The following is a 19,869-nucleotide window of genomic DNA, read 5'->3' as shown; positions in this document are numbered from 1 at the left end:
GCCGGGCCAGCTACCCGCCGGACAGTGAAGTCACTAGCGTGACCGCCATGCTGACGATCGCGCACCTCAGTGACATCCACCTCGGCCAGGTCCACCGTCGGGACGGCGGCAAGCGCGCCCGGCGGCGGGCCGAGCGGGTGATGGCGTACCTCAACGCCCTGCCCGGCCCGCTGGACGCGGTGCTGGCCACCGGCGATCTCGCCGACCACGGCCTGGCCGAGGAGTACCGGCAGGTCGCCGAGGTGCTGGCCTCGCCGCACCCGGTGCTCACCTGCCCCGGCAACCACGACCGCCGGGAGCCGTACCGGCAGGTGCTGCTCGGCGAGCAGCCCTCGACGGACCCGGTCAACCGGCTGCACCGGCTGCCGGGGGCCGATGTGCTGATGCTCGACTCCTCGATACCCGAGCAGCACGACGGCCTGCTGGACGATCCGACGATCGACTGGCTGGACGCCCGACTGGCCGACGGCCGCCAGGAGTTGCCGGCCCTGGTGGCCTTCCACCACCCGCCGGTGGAGCTGCACCTCCCGAGCGTCGACGGGATCCGCCAGTTCGGCGAGGACCGGTTGGCGCGGGTCCTGCACCGCCACCCCCGGGTGGCCGCGCTGCTCTGCGGCCACTCCCACACCCCCGCCGCGACCACCTTCGCGGGCCGGCCGGTGCTGGTCGCGCCCGGGGTGGTCTCCACCGTCACGCTGCCCTGCGAGGGCGGGCGCGGCATCAGCTTCGACCACCCGCCGATGCTCGCCTTCCACGTTCTGGACGACGACGCCCGGCTCACCACCCACTACCGGGTGGTCCCCGAGTAGGCCCGGCCGACGGGTCCGGTCAGGAGCCGTACTGCCGGCCGGGCGGCATCCGGCGCTGGTACGGCTGTTGGGGCGGGTACGGCTGCTGGGACGGCTGCGGCTGCGGTGGCCGATGTGCTGATGCTCGACTCCTCGATACCCGAGCAGCACGACGGCCTGCTGGACGATCCGACGATCGACTGGCTGGACGCCCGACTGGCGGACGGCCGCCAGGAGTTGCCGGCCCTGGTGGCCTTCCACCACCCGCCGGTGGAGCTGCACCTCCCGAGCGTCGACGGGATCCGCCAGTTCGGCGAGGACCGGTTGGCGCGGGTCCTGCACCGCCACCCCCGGGTGGCCGCGCTGCTCTGCGGCCACTCCCACACCCCCGCCGCGACCACCTTCGCGGGCCGGCCGGTGCTGGTCGCGCCCGGGGTGGTCTCCACCGTCACGCTGCCCTGCGAGGGCGGGCGCGGCATCAGCTTCGACCACCCGCCGATGCTCGCCTTCCACGTCCTGGACGACGACGCCCGGCTCACCACCCACTACCGGGTGGTCCCCGAGTAGGCCCGGCCGACGGGTCCGGTCAGGAGCCGTACTGCCGGCCGGGCGGCATCCGGCGCTGGTACGGCTGTTGGGGCGGGTACGGCTGCTGGGACGGCTGCGGCTGCGGTGGCCGACGCTGCGGTTGGTGCTGCGGGGGAGCGGCGCCGGGGCGGGGGAACGGCCGGGCGGCCAGCGGCTCGGGGGCGACCCGGCTGCCCGCCATCGGGGAGGCGGAGTTCGGCCCGCGCTGCCGCTGGGCGGCGACCTGGCGGGAGATCAGGATCTCCAGCAGGCACCACATGGTGCCGAACACGCCGACCCCCATCGCCAACAGCGCGGGCGTCATCAGCCAACTGCCCGCGTACGAGGCCAGGGTGGCGACCACCACGCCCACCAGGGTGAAGGCCAGCGAGAGCACCGCCCGGACCGCGGCGGAGCGCACCTCGTCGGGCAGGCGGCGACGGCGGCGTGGCACGGACATCGGGCGACCCCCAGGCGCGGATCCGGTGGTGAACGCGGAACGGGCGCACGCGAAATGCGCCCCCCTCGACACACTCTGCCCCGTCGAACCCGGACTATGCGTCCGAATCCGCTGAACTGCTGCCAAATCGTGTCATCCGGACAGGCGTTGCGCCCGGCCCGCCCCAACTCCCGGCCCGCCCCGACCGACTGTCGGCCTGCCCCGACCGACTGTCGGTTCAGCCCAGCTGCTGGTTGAGCTCGGCCAGGGCGCCGGTGACGATGGTCCGCATCGCCTGCTCGGCGTGGGCGGCGTCGCCCCCGCAGATCGCGTCGGCGACCTCCCGGTGCAGCCTGATCGCGTACGGTTCGGGCTGATGGGGCATCAGATGGTACTCGGTCCGGCCGGTGAGCACCGCTCCCACGGTGTCCCCGAGGTGGGCGAACATCTCGTTCCCGGAGGCGCGCAGCACCAGGGCGTGGAAGGCGATGTCGTGCCCGAGGAAGGTGGTCAGGTCGGCCTCCCGTGCGGAGACCGTCAACTCCACGGCCAGCGAGCTGAGTTGGCGCCGGTCGTCGTCGGTGGCGTGGGTCGCGGCGAGCGCGGCCGCGGCCGGTTCGACGGCCATCCGCAGCGAGCCGAGCGAGCGCAGCTGGGCCGACCGGTCGGCGCCGGCCAGCCGCCAGCGGATCACCATCGGGTCGAAGACGTCCCAGAGCGACTTCGGCTGGACGGTGATCCCGACCCGTCGCCGGGAGGCCACCAGACGCATCCCCTCCAGGACGCGCACCGCCTCCCGGACGACCGTCCGGGACACCCCGAACCGCTGCTCCAGCTCCTCCCCGCGCAGCACCGCGCCCTCGGGGATCTCCCCCGACGCGATCGCCGGCCCGAGCTCGTCAAGCACCCGACCGGGCAGCCCCTGGATCTCCATCCGCCCAGCGTAGACGGCCGGGCCCGGGCTCTCCCGGGCACCTCCGCCCCGACCGGGACCCGCGGCCGGGTCCGGCCGCCCCTGCGATCGAGCACACACCGCAAAAGTATGACGATTTGGTTTCCCCCACTTGAATACGTCATATCTTTGAAGCGATAGTGGCGGCCTGCAACGAAGGAGCACCACCCATGGCTCTCAACGTCGAGAACCGAGCCCTCCCGGACGCCCCCCTCACCGTCGTGGTGATGGGTGTCTCCGGTGTCGGCAAGACCACGCTGGCCCGCCTCCTGGCCGATCGCCTCGATCTCCCCTTCGCCGAGGCGGACGAGTTCCACCCGCCGGCCAACATCGCCAAGATGTCCGCCGGCATCCCGCTGGACGACCAGGACCGCGAACCCTGGCTGCACGCCGTCGGCGGGTGGCTCAAGGAGCGCACCGAGGCCGGCACCGGCGGCGTGGTCACCTGCTCGGCGCTGAAGCACGGCTACCGCGACATCCTGCGCGCGGCCGCCCCGGGCGCCTTCTTCCTGCACCTCAGCGGTGGTCACGAGCTGGTCGAGGACCGGCTCTCCCACCGCGCCGGCCACTTCATGCCGCCGTCGCTGCTCGGATCCCAGTACGCCGCCCTGGAGCCCCTGGGCGCGGACGAGCACGGCGCCGTCCTGGACGTGGGCCCGTCCCCCGAAGAACTCGTCGAGAAGGCCGTGGCGCTGCTGCGGCCCGTCAATGGAGACCTCGCGTGAGTAGCCTGACCCCCACCCTCCTGGCGGCCGCCCCACCGGCCCTGCCGCACACCGGCAGCGACTCCCAGCTGCTGATCGCGGTGCTGCTCAGCATCGGCGTGATCGTCCTGCTGATCAGCAAGCTGAAGCTGCACCCGTTCCTCGCCCTCACGCTCGGTTCCGGCCTGCTGGCCGCCGTCGCGGGCGCCCCCTTCGACAAGCTGCTGAGTAGCTTCTCCACCGGCTTCGGCTCCACCGTCGCCAGCGTCGGCCTGCTGATCGGCCTGGGCGCGATGCTCGGCAAGCTGCTCGCGGACTCCGGCGGCGCCAACATCATCGCGGACACCGTGCTGTCCCGGACCGGCGCGAAGGCGCTGCCCTGGGCGATGGCGCTGATCGCGGCCGTGCTCGGCCTGCCGCTGTTCTTCGAGGTCGGCGTCGTCCTGCTGGTCCCGATCGTGCTGCTGGTCGCCCGGCGCGGCAACGTGCCGCTGATGCGGGTCGGCATCCCGGCCCTGGCCGGCCTGTCGGTGCTGCACGGCCTGGTGCCCCCGCACCCGGGCCCGCTGGTCGCCGTGGACGCCCTGAAGGCGGACCTGGGCATCACCCTGGCGCTCGGCCTGCTGATCGCCGTCCCGACCCTGATCGTGGCCGGGCCGCTGTTCGCCCGGGTCGCCGAGCGCTGGGTCGGCCCGCTGGAGATCCCGGCCGCCGTCACCCCCGAGGAGACGACCAGGTCCGAGCGCACCCCGTCCTTCGGCGCGGTGATGGCGACCATCCTGCTGCCGGTCGTGCTGATGCTCGGCAAGGCCTTGGCCGACGTGGTGATCGACGACCCGAAGGCCGTCGGCCAGCGGGTCTTCGACTTCATCGGCTCCCCGCTGATCGCGCTGCTCGCCGCCACCCTGCTCGGCATGCTGACCCTCGGCAAGGCGGCCGGATTCGACCGGGCGCGGATCTCCGACACCGTCGGCAAGGCGCTCGGCCCGATCGCCGGCATCGTGTTCATCGTCGGCGCGGGCGGCGGCTTCAAGCAGACCCTGATCGACGTCGGCGTCGGCGACATGGTCAGCCACTGGTCCGCGAAGTGGCACATCTCCGCGCTGCTGCTCGGCTGGCTGATCGCGGTGCTGATCCGCCTGGCCACCGGCTCGGCGACGGTCGCCACCATCACCGCGGCCGGCATCGTCTCCCCGCTCGCCGCGAACATGTCCTCGACCCACGCGGCCCTGCTGGTGCTCGCGATCGGGGCCGGCTCGCTGTTCCTCTCGCACGTCAACGACGCCGGCTTCTGGCTGGTGAAGGAGTACTTCGGGATGAGCGTCGGGCAGACGCTGAAGTCCTGGTCGGTGATGGAGACGATCATCTCGGTCGTCGCGATAGCGCTGATCCTGCCGCTGAGCATGATCATCTAGCCCGGCGTCCCGCCACCGCCACCGTCACCGCCGAGGGGCGGCACCCGTACCGTACGGGTGCCGCCCCTCGGCGCGTCCGCGCCCGCGCTCCTGCCCGGGTCGGGGTCAGGGCCCGAGCAGTCCCGACAGCACCGCCGAGGCGGCCGTCAGCAGCTCCTCGGCCGCCGCGCCGCCCGCCGCCGTCCGGGCCAGCAGTCCCTCGCGGGCCGCCAGGACCACCATCGCGGCCTGCCCGGCGTCCGCCCCCGGCGGCACCAGCTCGGGCAGTGCCCGCGCCAGGACGTCCGCCAGCGCCCGGGCGACCGTCCGGTCGTGTTCGGCGATCTGCCCGGTCAGCGCCTCGGACCGGGCCGCGACCAGCCGGAACTCCAGGAACAGCAGGATCCAGCCGGTCTCCGCGGGCTCGACCCGCAGCAGCGCCTCGACCAGCCGCCGGGCCCGCTCCCGCGGCTCCAGCGCCCCGCAGGCGGTGGCGAGCCGCTCCAGCTCGGCCATCCGCTCGGCGGCCTGGTCGTCGAAGAGCGCCAGCAGCAGGTCCTCCTTGCTGCGGAAGTTCGAGTAGAAGGCGCCGCGGGTGTAGCCGGCGGCGGCGCAGACGTCCTCGATGCTCGTCCGGGCGAAGCCCGCGGTGAGGAACAGCTCGCCCGCCGCGGCGAGCAGCCGGGCCCGGGTGTGGACCCGGCGCCGGGGCGGCCGGGAGACGGCGGGGTCGGTGCGGTCGACGGGGGGTGGGTTCACGGGAGCACGATACATGGTGTATTCAGTACGAGTCGTATTCAATACGGCCCGTACTGAACTGGAGGGGACCACGGCATGAACCGACTGCTGATCACCGACGCCCACCTGCTCCACCCCGAGGACGGCACCCGCACCGACCGCGGCTGGCTGGAGGCCGCCGACGGCCGGATCACCGCCACCGGCACCGGCCGCCCGCCCGCCGCCGGCGACGACGTCCGGGTCCTGGACGCGCGGGGCGCCACCGTGCTGCCCGGCCTGATCGACGCCCACGTCCACCTGCTGGTCACCAGCCTCGACCTGCCCGACGTCGCCAACTGGACCCCCGGCTACGCCACCGTGCGCGCCCTCGCCGAGGCCGAGCGGATGCTGCGCCGCGGCTTCACCACCGTCCGCGACGTCGGCGGCGCCGACCACGGCATGGCCCGCGCCCTGGCCGAGGGCCTGGTGCCCGGCCCCCGGCTGCTGCACGGCGGCAAGGCGCTCTCCCAGACCGGCGGCCACGGCGACCTGCGCCCGCTCGGCGACGACTCGCTGCCCTGCTGCGAGGCCCGCCCCCACTTCGGCCGGATCGCCGACGGCGTGGACGCGGTGCGCGCGGCCGCCCGGGACGAGTTCCGCAAGGGCGCCCGGCACCTCAAGGTGCTGCTCTCCGGCGGCGTCGCCTCCCCGCACGACGAGATCGCCGCGGTCCAGTACAGCGAGGAGGAGATCCGGGCGGCCGTCGAGGAGGCGGAGAACCACAACCGCTACGTCACCGTGCACGCCTACCACCCGCGGGCGATCGACCGCGCCCTGCGGGCCGGCGTGCGCTGCGTCGAACACGGCAACCTGCTGGACGACACCACGATCGAGCTGCTGCTGGCGAAGGACGCCTTCCTGGTCCCCACCCTGGTCGCCTATGAGCAGACCGCCCGGCTCGGCGCCGCGAGCGGCCTGCCGCCGGCCTCGCTGGCCAAGCTCGCCGAGGTCCGCGACCGGGGTCTGGAGGCCCTGGAGCGCGCCCACCGGGCCGGCGTCAACCTGGTCTACGGCAGCGACCTGCTCGGCCCGCTGCACCAGGCCCAGCTGGAGGAGTTCACGCTGCGCGCCCGGGTCCAGCCGGCCGCCGACGTGCTCCGCTCGGCCACCACCACCGCGGCCCGGCTGCTCGGCCTGGCGGGGGAGATCGGCACCCTGGCCCCGGGTGCCCACGCCGACCTGCTGCTGGTCGACGGCGACCCGCTGGCCGACCTCACCGTGCTCACCCGGCCGGAGCGCCACCTCCGCCATGTGATCAAGGCCGGCCGACCGGTCTGAGCCCAAGGCCCTGAAACGGCGGGCGGGCGCCCGGGGAAACCCCGAACGCCCGCCCGCCCGCCGTGCCGCAGTCGCCTGCCGGCAGAGGTGCCTACTTGCCGGCCCGCTTCGTCAGGAAGGCCTCGACCTCGTCCCGGATCTCCGGGGTGTCCAGCCCGCGCACCGTCATGGTGGTGCGGCGGCGCAGCACGTCGTCCGCGGTGTACGCCCACTCGTTCTCGGCCGCGTACGCGACCTGCGCCCAGACGTCCGGGCCGTCCTCGTGGATCGGCCGGCCGAGCTCCGGGTTCTCGTCGATCATGCGGGCGATGTCGAAGGACAGGGTGCCGTAGTGGCTGGCCAGGTGCTTGGCCACCAGCGGCTCCATCCGCGAGCCCGGCTCGCGGTCGATCAGCAGGCGGTGCGCCACGGCGTTCGGCGCGCCGACGCCCGGCAGCGGGACGGTCGGGGCGATCGGGGACATGTCCTCGGCGAGGCCGGTGCCGGGCACGTGGGCCAGCTTCTCCAGCACCGCGCGGCCGATGTGCCGGTAGGTGGTCCACTTGCCGCCGGAGACCGACAGCATGCCGCCGCGGCCCTCGGTGACGACGGTCTCGCGCTTGGCGGCGGCGGTGTCGCCGGGGCCGCCGGGCAGCACCCGCAGGCCGGCGAAGGAGTAGGTGATCAGGTCGCGGTCGAGGTGCTCGTCGCGGATCGCGTGCGCGGCCTCGCCCATGATCTGGTCGATGTCCGCGTCGGTGGCCCGGACGTCCTTCGGGTCGCCGGTGTACTCCTCGTCCGTGGTGCCGAGGAGGACGTGGTCCTCCCACGGGATGGCGAAGGAGACGCGGTACTTGTCGATCGGGATGGTCAGCGCGGCGCGCCACGGCGAGCGGCGCTTGACCACGACGTGGGCGCCCTTGGAGAGGCGGATCGACGGCGCGGCGCCGGCGTCCTCCATGGTGCGCAGGTGGTCCACCCACGGGCCGGTGGCGTTGAGCACCAGGCGGGCGTTCACGCCGAACTCGCTGCCGTCCAGGCGGTCGCGCAGCTCGGCACCGGTGACCCGGCCGCCGGTGAAGCGCAGGCCGGTGACCTCGGCGTGGTTGAGCACCACGGCGCCGGCGTCGACGGCGGCGCGCACGGTCATCACCGCGACGCGCGAGTCGTTCATCTGGTGGTCGCCGTAGACGGCCACCGAGCGCAGGCCCTCGGTGCGCAGCGCGGGCACCTGCTGGGCGGCGTGGGCGGCGGTGGAGACCCGGCCCATGCCGTCGCGGAAGGCGGACAGCGCCGAGTACAGGAACACGCCGGCGCCGAGCTTGGCCGCGCCGTGCGGGCCGCCCTTGTAGACCGGCACGAAGAAGGTCAGCGGGTTGACCAGGTGCGGGGCCACGTCGGTGGAGAGCGCGCGGCGCTCCTTGTGGTTCTCCGCGACCAGCTTGACCGCACCGGTCTGCAGGTAGCGCAGGCCGCCGTGAACGAGCTTGGACGAGGCGCTGGAGGTGGCGCCGGCGAAGTCGCCGGCGTCGACCATGGCGACCTTCAGGCCGGCCTGGGACGCGGTCCAGGCGACGGCCGTGCCGAGGATGCCGCCCCCGATCACCAGCAGGTCGTAGGTGGCCTTGCCGAGCAGTTCACGGGTCTCGGCGCGGGAGGCGGTGCGGCCGGCGGTGCGCTCGGCGCCCAGGGTCGGGATGGTTGCCATGGTGGTTGTGTACGGCGCGCTGGTCGGGCGGCGCCGTTACTCCTCTCGTGTGCGGTGCGGCCCCTTCGGGAGAGGCCGGTCGGCCCGTGTGCGGCGGGCCGATCAAACGGAACCGGCCGGTCGGGGCACGGGGCCCCGACCGGCTTGTCGGTCAGTTGTTCTCTTCCTCCTCCACCCAGCCCATGGTGCGCTCCACGGCCTTGAGCCACTTCTTGTACTCACGCTCCCGGGTGGCCTCGTCCATGCGGGGAGTCCACTCGGCGGCGCGGTGCCAGTTGGCCCGCAGGGTGTCGAGGTCGTTCCAGAAGCCGACGGCGAGTCCGGCCGCGTAGGCCGCGCCGAGGGCGGTGGTCTCGGCCACGTACGGGCGCTCGACCGGGGCGTTCAGGACGTCGGCGATGTTCTGCATGAGCAGGTTGTTGCTGGTCATGCCGCCGTCGACCTTGAGGGCGGTGAGCTCGACCCCGGAGTCCTTCTGCATGGCGTCGACGACCTCGCGGGTCTGCCAGGCGGTGGCCTCCAGGACGGCCCGGGCCAGGTGGCCCTTGGTGACGTACCGGGTCAGACCGGCGATCACACCGCGGGCGTCGGAGCGCCAGTACGGGGCGAACAGGCCGGAGAAGGCCGGGACGAAGTAGGCGCCGCCGTTGTCCTCGACGGTGTTGGCGAGGGTCTCGATCTCGGCGGCGGTGGAGATGATGCCGAGCTGGTCGCGCAGCCACTGGACGAGCGAGCCGGTGACGGCGATCGAGCCTTCCAGGGCGTACACCGGGGCCTGCTCGCCGATCCGGTAGCCGACCGTGGTCAGCAGGCCGTGGTACGAGTTGACGATCTTCTCGCCGGTGTTCAGCAGCAGGAAGGTGCCGGTGCCGTAGGTGGACTTGGCCTCGCCCTCGTTGAAGCAGGTCTGGCCGAACAGCGCGGCCTGCTGGTCACCGAGCGCGGAGGCGACCGGGACGCCGGCCAGGTCGCCGACGGCCTCGCCGTAGACCTCGGCGGAGGAGCGGATCTCCGGCAGGACGGCCATCGGCACGCCCATCGACTCGGCGATCTCCTCGTCCCAGGCCAGGCTCTTGAGGTTCATCAGCATGGTGCGGCTGGCGTTGGTCACGTCGGTGACGTGCTTGCCGCCGTTCACACCGCCGGTGAGGTTCCAGATCACCCAGGTGTCCATGGTGCCGAACAGGATGTCGCCGGCCTCGGCGCGCTCGCGCAGGCCCTCGACGTTGTCCAGCAGCCAGCGGATCTTCGGGCCGGCGAAGTAGCTGGCCAGCGGGAGGCCGGTCTCGCGGCGGAAGCGGTCCTGGCCGACGTTGCGGCCCAGCTCGCGGCAGAGCGCCTCGGTGCGGGTGTCCTGCCACACCAGCGCGTTGTGCACCGGCTCACCGGTGTTCTTGTCCCACAGGACGGTGGTCTCGCGCTGGTTGGTGATGCCGATCGCGCGGATGTCGTCCCGGGTCAGGCCGGCCTTCTCCAGCGCACCGCGGACGACCGACTGCACCCGGGTCCAGATCTCGGCGGCGTCGTGCTCGACGTAGCCGGGCTGGGGGAAGATCTGCCGGTGCTCCTGCTGGTCGACGGAGACGATCCGGCCGTCGGCGCCGAAGATGATGCAGCGGCTGGAGGTGGTGCCCTGGTCGATCGCGGCGATGTAGTTGCCAGTGGAGGTCATGTGGAGGGTCCTCGGCTCAAGTTCGGGGGGATTACGGGGTGGGTGGGTCCGACACGGATGTCCGGTCGGTCCCCGTGCTCGGCGGGTTCGAAGCCTTCGCTCTAGAAGATCGCGTTGTACAGGCCACCGGCCGCCAGGCCGCCGAGGAGCGGGCCGACGACGGGGATCCAGGCGTACGACCAGTCCGAGCTGCCCTTGCCCGGGATCGGGAGGATGGCGTGGGCGATGCGCGGGCCGAGGTCACGGGCCGGGTTGATGGCGTAGCCGGTCGGGCCACCGAGGGAGAGGCCGATGCCGACGACGGTGAAGGCGACCATCAGGGTGCTGGTGCCGGACTGCGAGAGGCCGGAGTTGGTGCCGATCGTGAGGATCGCGAAGCAGAGCACGAAGGTCCCGATGACCTCGGTGATCACGTTCTGGAGCTTGTTCCGGACCTCGGGCCCGGTCGCGAAGATGCCGAGGGTGGGCTCCTCGTTGGCCTGGAACTGGCCGAGGTAGGTGAGCCAGACCAGGACGGCGCCGATGATCGCGCCGAGCAGCTGGGAGCCGAGGTAGAGCGGCACCTGGCTCCACTCGCCGCTCTTGACCGCGAGCGCGATCGTGACGGCCGGGTTGAGGTGGGCACCGGACTTCGGAGCCGACATGTAGGCGGCGATGAGGACCGCGAAGCCCCAGCCGAAGGTGATCGCCAGCCAGCCGGCGTTGACGGCCTTCGACTTCTTGAGGGTCACGGCGGCGCAGACGCCACCGCCGAGGAGTATCAGGGCGGCGGTGCCGAGGGTTTCGCCGACGAAGACGTCGCCGTTGGAGAACGCGGACACAAAGACTCCCTTGTCATGGCCCGAGGTGCGGGTGGGGGCAGGCGGCGGGTCGATCCCTGTGCGGGTGAGCGCATCGGGGGAAGTGATCTTCCCGGCCATCGTTCGACAATGTCGACCGTCATGCGGAAGCTTCCTCCCCAGGTCGGCCCCGCGTCAAGGCGGGGTTACGGAGCTGTGACCCTCGCCTCGGCGGGTCCCTCGAAGTTACCCAGCGGAGTGCCCCGAATCGGGGCAAAACGCCAAGGCGCGGACAGGCCTCCCGCCCGTCCGCGCCTCAGCGTGACGAAAAAGACCGCTGCGGTCAGAACCGCCCGGCACCCAGATCGCGGGAGATCGCCCGCGCCGCGCTGCGCACCGACGCCACCAGCGAGGGCTTCACGAAGCCGTCCTCGCAGACCCGTTCGACCGCCCCGCTGATGCACACCGCGCCCACCGGGTTGCGCCGCCGGTCCTGGATCAGCGCGCCGATCGAGGCCACGCCCTCCCAGGTCTCCTCGATCGAGTCCGCCCAGCCGCGCTCGCGGATCAGCGCGCACTCGGCGTCCAGGTCGCTCGCCTCGGTCAACGTCCGCAGGGTGTACGACTCGTACGGGCCGTCGCCCAACTCCCCGCGCGCGACCGGGTCGTAGGCCACCAGCACCTTGCCCAGCGCGGTGCTGTGCAGGGGCTGCATCGAACCGACCTCCAGCACCTGCCGGGTGTCGTCGGGCCGGAACACGTGGTGCACGATGAGCACGCCCTGCTGGTGCAGCACCCCCAGGTAGACCGTCTCGCCGGCCGCCCGGGCCAGGTCGTCCGCCCACACCAGCGCCCGGGCCCGCAGCTCGTGCACGTCCAGGTAGCTCTGCCCCAGCCGCAGCAGCTCGGCGCCCAGCTGGTACTTGCCGCTCTCCGGGTCCTGCTCGACGAACCCCTCCTGCTGCAGCGTGCGCAGGATGCCGTGCGCGGTGCCCTTGGCGAGGTCCAGCGCCGTCGCGACCTCGGACAGGCCCAGCCGGCGTTCACCGCCCGCCAGCAGGCGCATGATCGCGGCGGCCCGGGAGAGCGACTGGATCGGGCCGGGCATGGGTACCTCCGCGCTGACAGGCGGTCGACAATGTCGACCGCAGTGGTGACGGGACGAGTCTGCCAGGCCGCTGTCCGTCCGTGCACCTTCCCCCTCGGTAACCCGCGCTCGGCCGGGTGTTAACCTCCGCGGCCCCGCAGACGGGAGTCCGACGACGGGCCCTACCCGTCCACCCCGCTCAGCAGCCCCCGCCGCACGGTCACCTCGGCCGCCAGCGCCGCGATCCCGTCCGTGCCGACCCGGCAGCAACCGCCGACCAGCCGGGCGCCGTCCGCCAGCCAGCCGCCCACCCGCGCCGAGCGGAAGGTCGGCTCCCCGCGCCAGCCCCGGCGCTCCGGATCCCACTCCTCCCCGCTGTTCGGGTACACCACCACCGGCTTCCCGGTCACCTCGGCGGCCACCGCCACCGCCAGGTCCGCGTCCCGCGGCGTACAGCAGTTGACGCCCACCGCGAGCACCTCGTCCACGTCCGCGGCCAGCGCGAACGCCTCCGCCAGCGGCTGCCCGGCCCTGGTCCGACCGTCCGCCACGCTGTACGACAACCAGGCCGGCACCCCCAGCCCGTGCACCAGCTCCAGCAGTGCCCGCGCCTCGTCCGCGTCCGGCACCGTCTCCAGCGCCAGCACGTCCGGGCGGGCCGCCGCCAGCACCTCCAGCCGCGGCCGGTGGAAGGCCACCAGCTCCGCGTGGTCCAGCCCGTACCGGCCGCGGTACTCCGAACCGTCCGCCAGCACCGCCCCGTACGGACCCACCGAGGCCGCCACCCAGCGCCGCCGCCCGCCCGGTTCGGCCCGCACCGCCTCCCGGGCCAGTTCCACACTGCTCGCCAGCAGCCGCGCCGCCGCCGCGTGCCCGACCCCGCGCCGGGCGAAGCCCTCGAAGCTCGCCTGGTAGCTCGCCGTGATGGCGACCTCGGCCCCGGCCGCGAAGTACGCCCGGTGCGCCTCCACCACCGCCTCCGGCTCGTCCGCGAGCAACCGCGCCGACCACAGCCCGTCCGACAGGTCGTGACCGGCGGCGGCCAACTGGTTCGACATCCCGCCGTCCAGGACCAGCGGGCCGGCCGCCAGCGCGGCGGCGAAGTCCGGCGGGGGAGCAGTGGGCATCTCGGCCTCCTCGAACACGGTCGTTCCTGGTCACAGCCTAGAAGCCGGAGCCCTCCGGCCACCGGGAAAACCGTTTGCCGCCGGGGAACGAAGTCGTTACGTTGTGCTCATCCCGAGAACGACAGCACCACGTGCCCCAGGGGTGCGGGAGAGGAGCCGGCGATGGCCGCGGACGAACCGTCCCCCCAGCCCGCCGCCGGGCCCACGGCCGAGCAGGAGTGGCTCGCCGCGTACGACCCGCGCGCCTACGCCCCGATCGCCGTCACGGTCGACGTGGTCGCCCTGACCCTGCGGCACGGCCGCCTGCACGTCCTGCTGGTCGAGCGCGGCGCCCCGCCCCACCAGGGCTGCTGGGCGCTGCCCGGCGGCTTCCTGCGGGCGGGGGAGGAGAGCCTCGACGAGGCCGCCGCGCGCGAACTCGCCGAGGAGACGGGTCTGCAGAGCGCCTCCGAGGTGGAGGCCGCGCTCTGCCGGCTGCACCTCGAACAGCTCGGCACCTACGGAGCCCCCGAACGGGACCCGCGGATGCACGTCGTCTCCGTCGCCTACCTGGCCTTCGCCCCCGACCTGCCCGATCCGCAGGCCGGGACGGACGCCGCGGCCGCCGCCTGGCACCCGGTGGCCGACCTCGACCCGGCACCGCGGTCCCCGGACCGCGCACCGGACACCGGTGTGCCCGCCGACACCCACGGGGGTGGCGTCGACGGGCACACCGGTCCCCACCCGGGCCCGGCGGGCCCGATCCGACTGGCCTTCGACCACGCCCGGATCCTCGCCGACGGCCTGGACCGGGTGCGCGCCAAGCTGGAGTACAGCCCGCTCGCCACCGCCTTCCTGCCCCACGACTTCACCATCCCCGAACTGCGCGCCGTCTACGAGGCCGTCTGGGACGAGAAGCTCCACCCCGGCAACTTCCACCGCAAGGTCCTCTCCTGCCCCGGCTTCGTCGAGAGCACCGGCACCACCACCGAGCGCGGTGGCGCCCGCGGCGGCCCCCGCGCCCGCACCTACCACGCCGGCGACGCCCGGCTGCTCCACCCCGCCCTGCTCCGCCCCGCCCGCGAGGAGGAACCGGAGCCCCCCGGCGACCGGCCCACCACCGCCGACCGGCCCCGCTGAGCCCCCGGCTACCATCCGCCCATGACCATCGACGAAGCCGCCCGCCCCACCCACCGGCCGTTCTCCCACTGCCACTTCTGCGGCACGCCCTACCCGCCCGGCACCGACGGCTGGCCCCGCACCTGCCCCGGCTGCGCCGAGATCAGCTACCGCAACCCGCTGCCCGTCGCCGTCACGGTCCTCCCCGTCACCCGGCCCGACGCCGACCCGGCCCTGGTCGTCATCCGCCGCACCATCGAGCCCGGCTACGGCGAACTCGCCTTCCCCGGCGGCTACATGGACTTCGGCGAGAGCTGGCAGCAGGCCTGCGTGCGCGAACTCGCCGAGGAGACCGGCATCCTGGCCGACGCCGCCGACATCCGCCTGGTCCACCTGGCCTCCGACCCCAACGGCCGCTTCGTCATGGTCTGCGGGCTGCTCCCCGCCCGCCCGCTCGCCGAACTCCCGCCCTCCCGCCCCACCGACGAGACCGAGGGCTGGCTGCTCGCCACCGCCGACACCCCGCTCGTCTGGGACTTCCACAACGGCATCCTGCGCCGCTGGTTCGAGGGCGAGTTCACCACCGGCTGACCTCGGGTCCGTCCGGCGGGACAGGCCCCCGCGGCCCACCGGCCGACCCTGGCGCAGCGGGCCCGCACATGGCATGGTCTGCACCGACAGCCCAACCGGACGGGTTGGCCACGAGCTCACCCGTCCCCACCACCGGCCGGGAGACCACCACCGTGAGCACCCCCACCCAGGACCAGCCGCTCTGGCGCCCCAACCCCGCTCGCGCCGCCGCCACCACCCTGGTGGCCTTCCAGGCCTGGGCCGCCGAGCACCACGCCGCCCCGGCCGCCCCGCTCGCCCCGGCCGAGGACGACCAGCAGGCCGCCCAGCGCTACGCCGACCTGCACGCCTGGTCCACCGCCGACCTCGACCGCTTCTGGACGGCGGTCACCCAGTGGTTCGACGTCCGCTTCACCCGGGCCCCCGAGGCCGTCCTCGCCGACCCGGCCATGCCCGGCGCCCGCTGGTTCCCCGGTGCCCGCCTCAACTACGCCGAGCACGCCCTGCGCGCGGCCGACGACCCGGCCAACGCCGACCGCCCGGCGATCCTCCACCTGGACGAGACCACCGAGCAGCCGGCCGTCCTCACCTGGGCCGAACTCCGCCGCCAGGTCGGCTCGCTGGCCGCCGCCCTGCGCGCCCGCGGCGTGGGCCCCGGCGACCGGGTCAGCGCCTACCTGCCCAACATCCCGCAGGCCGCCGTCGCCCTCCTGGCCACCGCCGCCGTCGGAGCCGTCTGGACCAGCTGCGCCCCCGACTTCGGCGCCCGCAGCGTCCTCGACCGCCTCCAGCAGATCGAACCCGGCGTCCTGTTCGCCGTCGACGGCTACCACTACGGCGGCAAGGACCACGACCGCACCGAGGTCGTCGCCGAACTGCGCCGCGAACTCCCCAGCCTGCACACCGTGGTGCACGTCCCGCTGCTCGGCGCCCCCGCCCCCGAGGGCGCCCTCCAGTGGGACGATCTGGTCGCCGAGGACGTCGAGCCGGTCTTCGAGCCCGTCCCCTTCGACCACCCGCTCTGGGTCCTCTACTCCTCCGGCACCACCGGCCTGCCCAAGGCCATCGTCCAGAGCCAGGGCGGCATCCTGCTCGAACACCTCAAGCAGGCCGGCCTCCACCTCGACCTCGGCCCGCAGGACCGCTTCCTCTGGTACACCTCGACCGGCTGGATGATGTGGAACTTCCTGCTGGCCGGCCTCCTGGTCGGGGCCACGATCGTCACCTACGACGGCAGCCCCGGCCACCCCGACACCGGCGCCCTCTGGTCCGTCGCGGCCCGCACCCGCGCCACCGTCCTCGGCACCTCCGCCGCCTACGTCATCGCCAGCCGCAAGGCCGACCTGCACCCCGGCCGCGAGCTCGACCTCTCCGCCGTCCGCTGCATCGGCACCACCGGCTCCCCGCTCCCGCCCGACGGCTTCCGCTGGATCTACGACGAGGTCAAGCAGGACGTCTGGCTCGCCTCGGTCAGCGGCGGCACCGACGTCTGCTCCTGCTTCGTCGGCGGCGTCCCCACCCTGCCGGTGCACCTCGGCGAGATCCAGGCCCCCTGCCTCGGCGCGGCCGTCGAGTCCTGGGACGTCCAGGGCCACCCGCACACCGACACCGTCGGCGAACTCGTCGTCACCAAGCCCATCCCGTCGATGCCCACCGGCTTCTGGAACGACCCCGAGGGCACCCGCTACCACGACAGCTACTTCGACACCTACCCCGGCATCTGGCGCCACGGCGACTGGATCACCGTCACCTCCCGCGGCACCGTGATCATCCACGGCCGCTCCGACTCCACCCTGAACCGCCAGGGCGTCCGGATGGGCTCCTCGGACATCTACGAGGTGGTCGAGCGCCTCCCCGAGATCGCCGAATCCCTGGTCATCGGCCTGGAGGAGCCCGACGGCGGCTACTGGATGCCGCTGTTCGTCGTCCTCGCCCCCGGCGCTGAACTCGACGACGACCTCATCGGCCGCATCCGCACCTCGCTGCGCACCGAGCTCTCCCCGCGCCACGTGCCCGACGAGGTGATCGTCGTGCGCGGCCTCCCGCACACCCTCACCGGCAAGCGCATCGAGGTCCCGGTCAAGCGGATCCTCTCCGGCACCCCGCTGGAGCAGGCCGTCAACCCGGGCTCCGTCGACAACATCGAGCACCTGCGCTTCTTCGAGCAGCTGCGCCGCGACCGGCAGGCCTGACCGACGCCGAAGGGGCGCTTCCCACCACGGTGGGAAGCGCCCCTTCTCGTCCTGCTCCTACTGCCTCACTCGCCGGACAGCACCTGCTGCGCGGCGGCGCGCGCCTCCTCGGCGCTGTCCGCGGCCCGGGCCGCCTCGGCCGCCCGGCGGCACTGCGCCAGCGTGTACTTGGCCAGCGCGGCCCGCACATAGGGGATCGAGGCCGCGCCCATGGAGAGGCTGGTGACGCCGAGACCGGTCAGCACCACGGCCAGCAGCGGGTCCGAAGCGGCCTCGCCGCAGACGCCGCAGCTCTTGCCGGCCACCCGCGCCGCATCGGCGGACGCCGCGACCAGGTCCAGCAGCGCCGGCTGCCACGGGTCCTGCAGCCGGGCCAGCGCACCGACCTGACGGTCGGCGGCGAAGGTGTACTGAGCCAGGTCGTTGGTCCCCAGCGACAGGAACTCGACCTCCTGGAGGATCGACCGGGCCCGCAGGGCGGCCGACGGGATCTCCACCATCGCACCGAACTTGGCGTTCAGCCCGGCCTCGCGGCAGGCGGCCGCGAAGTCCGCGGCGTCCTTGCGGTCGGCCACCATCGGGGCCATCACCTCAAGGTGCACCGGCAGGCCCTCGGCCGCCGTGGCCAGCGCCCGCAGCTGGGTGCGCAGCACCTCGGGGTGCTCCAGCAGGGTGCGCAGACCGCGCACGCCCAGCGCCGGGTTCGGCTCGTCGGCCGGGGTGAGGAAGTCCAGCGGCTTGTCCGCGCCCGCGTCCAGCACCCGGACCACGACCCGGCCCTCCGGGAACGCCTCCAGCACCTTGCGGTACGCCTCGACCTGCTTCTCCTCGCTGGGAGCCTTCGCCGAGTCGTCCAGGAACAGGAACTCGGTACGGAACAGGCCGACGCCCTCCGCACCGTTCTCCAGCGCGGCCGGCACGTCCGCCGGGCCACCGACGTTGGCCAGCAGCGGCACCCGGTGCCCGTCCGAGGTCTGCCCCGGACCGGAGGAGGCGGCCAGGGCGGCCTTGCGCTCGGCGGCGGCCGCCCGCAGCTCGTCCTGCTTCTCCTGCGTCGGGTCCAGCAGCACGTCGCCCGAGCTGCCGTCCACCGCGACGACGGTGCCCTCGGCGACATCGGTCGCCCCCGGCAGCGCCACCACGGCCGGCACGCCCAGCGCCCGCGCCAGGATGGCGCTGTGGCTGGTCGGCCCGCCCTCCTCGGTCACGAAGCCGAGCACCAGCGTCGGGTCCAGCAGCGCGGTGTCGGCCGGCGCCAGGTCCCGCGCGAACAGCACGTACGGCTCGTCGCTGTCCGGCACGCCCGGCATCGGCACGCCCAGCAGCCGGGCCACGATGCGGTTGCGCACGTCGTCCAGGTCGGCGACCCGGCCGGCCAGGTACTCCCCGGCGGAGGCCAGCAGCGCCCGGTAGGCGGCGAAGGCGTCGTACACGCCGCGCTCGGCGCTGCTGCCGACGGTGATCCGGCGGGACACGTCGGCCATCAGCTCCGGGTCCTGCGCCATCAGCGCCTGGGCCTCCAGCACGCCCTGCGCCTCGCCGCCCGCCAGGTTGCCGCGCGCGATCAGGTCGGCGGCGACGGCCTCGACGGCCGCCTGGGCCCGCGCCTGCTCACGGGGCGCGTCCTCGGTCGGGATCTGGGTGGCCGGGGGCTCCAGGACCGCCGTGCCCATGTGCCGCACCTGGCCGATCGCGACCCCGTGGCTGACACCCACGCCGCGCAGTGTCTTCTCCATGTACCTGTTCTCCGCTGAGAGGAGCGGCCCCGCCGGGAACCGCTGAGTGCCGGGTCGCCCCGTCAACTCCTGCGGGGCGGGTGTGTGTCCGTAATAGAGAGGTCAGCTCCAGCTGAACAGCTTGTCGCCCGCCAGGGTCTCGCCGTCCTCGCGCAGGTTGCCCAGCGCGTCGGGGGCGGCCTCCAGCGCCACGATCGGCGAGATCGGGGACTTGCCCGCAGCCTCGACGGCGGCCGGGTTCCACCGGATCACGGCCTGACCGCGGGTCACCGTGTCGCCCTTGTTGACGAGCAGCTCGAAGCCCTCGCCGTTCAGCTGCACGGTGTCGATGCCGAGGTGGGTCAGGACACCGTGTCCGTCCGCGTCCACCACGACGAACGCGTGCGGGTGCATGGAGACGACGACGCCGTCCACCGGGGCGAGCGCCTCGGTGGGCTCGCGAACCGGGTCGATCGCGGTGCCCGGGCCGACCATCGCACCCGAGAACACCGGGTCCGGCACGCCGGCGAGCCCGACGACCCGGCCGGTCAGCGGCGACGTCACAGTGGTCATGGTGGTGCCTCCCAAGTGCGCAATACAGCGAGCGGCCGCGACGTGCGGCACACGATCAACTGAAGACTAAATCATGTCAACTTCGGACATCTGCCGACATTCCCGGGCGAAGACCCACGCCCCCGCCCGTCTACCGACCGGCGTCACATCGACCCGCGACTGGTCTAGTCCTCTTGGTCGATGCGCCGCACTCTACAGGCATCTTGGCGAACCGAGGCCATTGCTGTATATGCTCGCGAGAGCAACAAATCATGCCGCCACCCGGGTGACTCCTGGTGAGCCCCGATTCGCGCTGCGGCCGCCGACCCGCTATGGTTGGCCGAGTCGCCACAACTTGGCGGTTAACACCAGATTTCAGATGCGAAAAGCCCCGGTAAACGGAGCGGAAAACATCTGGTAAGCTGGAAACACGAAAGAACGAAGCGCCCGGAGGGCCCGCTGGAAGGCGGTCCGAAGGAAGCGTCCGTTCC

18 protein-coding genes are annotated in these 19,869 nt (G+C 73.3%); 8 read left to right on the top strand and 10 right to left on the bottom strand.

What is annotated here, in order from left to right:
* Positions 1-47: 47 nt before the first annotated feature.
* Together ACIP4P_RS41585 and ACIP4P_RS41580 are read left to right on the top strand one after the other, a co-directional pair.
* Positions 48-809 (top strand): metallophosphoesterase, encoded by a 762-nt coding sequence (locus ACIP4P_RS41585; RefSeq protein WP_400928560.1) that lies wholly within the window; start codon positions 48-50, stop codon positions 807-809.
* 105 nt (positions 810-914) lie between these two features.
* Complete coding sequence (locus ACIP4P_RS41580) at positions 915-1,355, top strand: hypothetical protein (protein ID WP_400928557.1); 441 nt, start codon at positions 915-917, stop codon at positions 1,353-1,355.
* 19 nt (positions 1,356-1,374) lie between these two features.
* Here the strand turns inward: ACIP4P_RS41580 and ACIP4P_RS41575 are convergent, their stop codons facing one another.
* Positions 1,375-1,815 (bottom strand): hypothetical protein, encoded by a 441-nt coding sequence (locus ACIP4P_RS41575; RefSeq protein ID WP_400928554.1) that lies wholly within the window; start codon positions 1,813-1,815, stop codon positions 1,375-1,377.
* A gap of 217 nt (positions 1,816-2,032) precedes the next feature.
* Complete coding sequence (locus ACIP4P_RS41570; protein ID WP_400928551.1) at positions 2,033-2,728, bottom strand: FadR/GntR family transcriptional regulator; 696 nt, start codon at positions 2,726-2,728, stop codon at positions 2,033-2,035.
* 188 nt (positions 2,729-2,916) lie between these two features.
* On the opposite strand from ACIP4P_RS41570, the gene ACIP4P_RS41565 reads away from it, so the two are divergent.
* Complete coding sequence (locus ACIP4P_RS41565; RefSeq protein WP_350515993.1) at positions 2,917-3,471, top strand: gluconokinase; 555 nt, start codon at positions 2,917-2,919, stop codon at positions 3,469-3,471.
* Entirely contained in the window at positions 3,468-4,865 is a 1,398-nt protein-coding gene (locus ACIP4P_RS41560; protein WP_400928548.1) for a gluconate:H+ symporter, read from the top strand. Before ACIP4P_RS41565 ends, ACIP4P_RS41560 begins: the two co-directional genes overlap by 4 nt.
* A 105-nt stretch (positions 4,866-4,970) precedes the next feature.
* Here the strand turns inward: ACIP4P_RS41560 and ACIP4P_RS41555 are convergent, their stop codons facing one another.
* Positions 4,971-5,603 carry a TetR/AcrR family transcriptional regulator gene (locus tag ACIP4P_RS41555; protein WP_400928545.1) on the bottom strand — a complete coding sequence of 211 codons (633 nt, stop codon included), beginning with the start codon at positions 5,601-5,603 and terminating at the stop codon, positions 4,971-4,973.
* Positions 5,604-5,678: 75 nt separating this feature from the next.
* Here ACIP4P_RS41555 and ACIP4P_RS41550 point away from each other — a divergent pair, with 75 nt between their 5' ends.
* On the top strand, positions 5,679-6,899 hold the full coding sequence (locus ACIP4P_RS41550; RefSeq protein WP_400928542.1) for an amidohydrolase family protein: 1,221 nt from the start codon (positions 5,679-5,681) through the stop codon (positions 6,897-6,899).
* Positions 6,900-6,990: 91 nt separating this feature from the next.
* On the opposite strand, the gene ACIP4P_RS41545 is transcribed toward ACIP4P_RS41550, so the two are convergent.
* From ACIP4P_RS41545 to mmuM, 5 genes are all read right to left on the bottom strand, one after another.
* Positions 6,991-8,586, bottom strand: coding sequence for a glycerol-3-phosphate dehydrogenase/oxidase (locus ACIP4P_RS41545; RefSeq protein WP_350515990.1), 1,596 nt, complete (start codon positions 8,584-8,586; stop codon positions 6,991-6,993).
* 151 nt (positions 8,587-8,737) lie between these two features.
* On the bottom strand, positions 8,738-10,258 hold the full coding sequence (glpK, locus tag ACIP4P_RS41540) for a glycerol kinase GlpK (RefSeq protein ID WP_400928537.1): 1,521 nt from the start codon (positions 10,256-10,258) through the stop codon (positions 8,738-8,740).
* A gap of 101 nt (positions 10,259-10,359) precedes the next feature.
* Positions 10,360-11,079, bottom strand: coding sequence for an MIP/aquaporin family protein (locus ACIP4P_RS41535; protein WP_350515988.1), 720 nt, complete (start codon positions 11,077-11,079; stop codon positions 10,360-10,362).
* Between the two features lie 301 nt (positions 11,080-11,380).
* A complete protein-coding gene (locus ACIP4P_RS41530; protein WP_350515987.1) occupies positions 11,381-12,145 on the bottom strand; it encodes an IclR family transcriptional regulator in 765 nt (254 codons plus the stop codon).
* A gap of 161 nt (positions 12,146-12,306) precedes the next feature.
* Positions 12,307-13,251: a homocysteine S-methyltransferase gene (gene mmuM / locus ACIP4P_RS41525; RefSeq protein ID WP_350515986.1), complete on the bottom strand. Its 945-nt coding sequence runs from the start codon at positions 13,249-13,251 to the stop codon at positions 12,307-12,309.
* 162 nt (positions 13,252-13,413) lie between these two features.
* Between mmuM and ACIP4P_RS41520 the strand changes: the two genes are divergently transcribed.
* From ACIP4P_RS41520 to ACIP4P_RS41510, 3 genes are all read left to right on the top strand, one after another.
* On the top strand, positions 13,414-14,370 hold the full coding sequence (locus ACIP4P_RS41520) for an NUDIX hydrolase (RefSeq protein WP_400928532.1): 957 nt from the start codon (positions 13,414-13,416) through the stop codon (positions 14,368-14,370).
* Positions 14,371-14,391: 21 nt separating this feature from the next.
* Positions 14,392-14,940 carry an NUDIX domain-containing protein gene (locus ACIP4P_RS41515; RefSeq protein ID WP_400928529.1) on the top strand — a complete coding sequence of 183 codons (549 nt, stop codon included), beginning with the start codon at positions 14,392-14,394 and terminating at the stop codon, positions 14,938-14,940.
* Positions 14,941-15,092: 152 nt separating this feature from the next.
* Complete coding sequence (locus ACIP4P_RS41510) at positions 15,093-17,111, top strand: acetoacetate--CoA ligase (protein WP_400928526.1); 2,019 nt, start codon at positions 15,093-15,095, stop codon at positions 17,109-17,111.
* Positions 17,112-17,176: 65 nt separating this feature from the next.
* On the opposite strand, the gene ptsP is transcribed toward ACIP4P_RS41510, so the two are convergent.
* Positions 17,177-18,847, bottom strand: coding sequence for a phosphoenolpyruvate--protein phosphotransferase (gene ptsP / locus ACIP4P_RS41505; protein ID WP_350515982.1), 1,671 nt, complete (start codon positions 18,845-18,847; stop codon positions 17,177-17,179).
* 102 nt (positions 18,848-18,949) lie between these two features.
* A complete protein-coding gene (locus ACIP4P_RS41500; RefSeq protein ID WP_400928522.1) occupies positions 18,950-19,399 on the bottom strand; it encodes a PTS glucose transporter subunit IIA in 450 nt (149 codons plus the stop codon).
* Between the last annotated feature and the right edge of the window lie 470 nt (positions 19,400-19,869).

Source organism: Kitasatospora sp. NPDC089509 (assembly GCF_044749365.1).
Lineage (GTDB): Bacteria > Actinomycetota > Actinomycetes > Streptomycetales > Streptomycetaceae > Kitasatospora.
This window is presented reverse-complemented; position numbering and strand designations above follow the sequence as displayed.

Bases quoted from the DNA above. Each gene is read 5' to 3' on its own strand.
- ACIP4P_RS41545 (WP_350515990.1), bottom strand. From the start codon at position 8,586: ATGGCAACCATCCCGACCCTGGGCGCCGAGCGCACCGCCGGCCGCACC.
- ACIP4P_RS41585 (WP_400928560.1), top strand. From the start codon at position 48: ATGCTGACGATCGCGCACCTCAGTGACATCCACCTCGGCCAGGTCCAC.
- mmuM (WP_350515986.1), bottom strand. From the start codon at position 13,251: ATGCCCACTGCTCCCCCGCCGGACTTCGCCGCCGCGCTGGCGGCCGGC.
- ACIP4P_RS41550 (WP_400928542.1), top strand. From the start codon at position 5,679: ATGAACCGACTGCTGATCACCGACGCCCACCTGCTCCACCCCGAGGAC.
- ACIP4P_RS41520 (WP_400928532.1), top strand. From the start codon at position 13,414: ATGGCCGCGGACGAACCGTCCCCCCAGCCCGCCGCCGGGCCCACGGCC.
- glpK (WP_400928537.1), bottom strand. From the start codon at position 10,258: ATGACCTCCACTGGCAACTACATCGCCGCGATCGACCAGGGCACCACC.
- ACIP4P_RS41570 (WP_400928551.1), bottom strand. From the start codon at position 2,728: ATGGAGATCCAGGGGCTGCCCGGTCGGGTGCTTGACGAGCTCGGGCCG.
- ACIP4P_RS41515 (WP_400928529.1), top strand. From the start codon at position 14,392: ATGACCATCGACGAAGCCGCCCGCCCCACCCACCGGCCGTTCTCCCAC.
- ACIP4P_RS41530 (WP_350515987.1), bottom strand. From the start codon at position 12,145: ATGCCCGGCCCGATCCAGTCGCTCTCCCGGGCCGCCGCGATCATGCGC.
- ACIP4P_RS41575 (WP_400928554.1), bottom strand. From the start codon at position 1,815: ATGTCCGTGCCACGCCGCCGTCGCCGCCTGCCCGACGAGGTGCGCTCC.
- ACIP4P_RS41500 (WP_400928522.1), bottom strand. From the start codon at position 19,399: ATGACCACTGTGACGTCGCCGCTGACCGGCCGGGTCGTCGGGCTCGCC.
- ACIP4P_RS41565 (WP_350515993.1), top strand. From the start codon at position 2,917: ATGGCTCTCAACGTCGAGAACCGAGCCCTCCCGGACGCCCCCCTCACC.
- ptsP (WP_350515982.1), bottom strand. From the start codon at position 18,847: ATGGAGAAGACACTGCGCGGCGTGGGTGTCAGCCACGGGGTCGCGATC.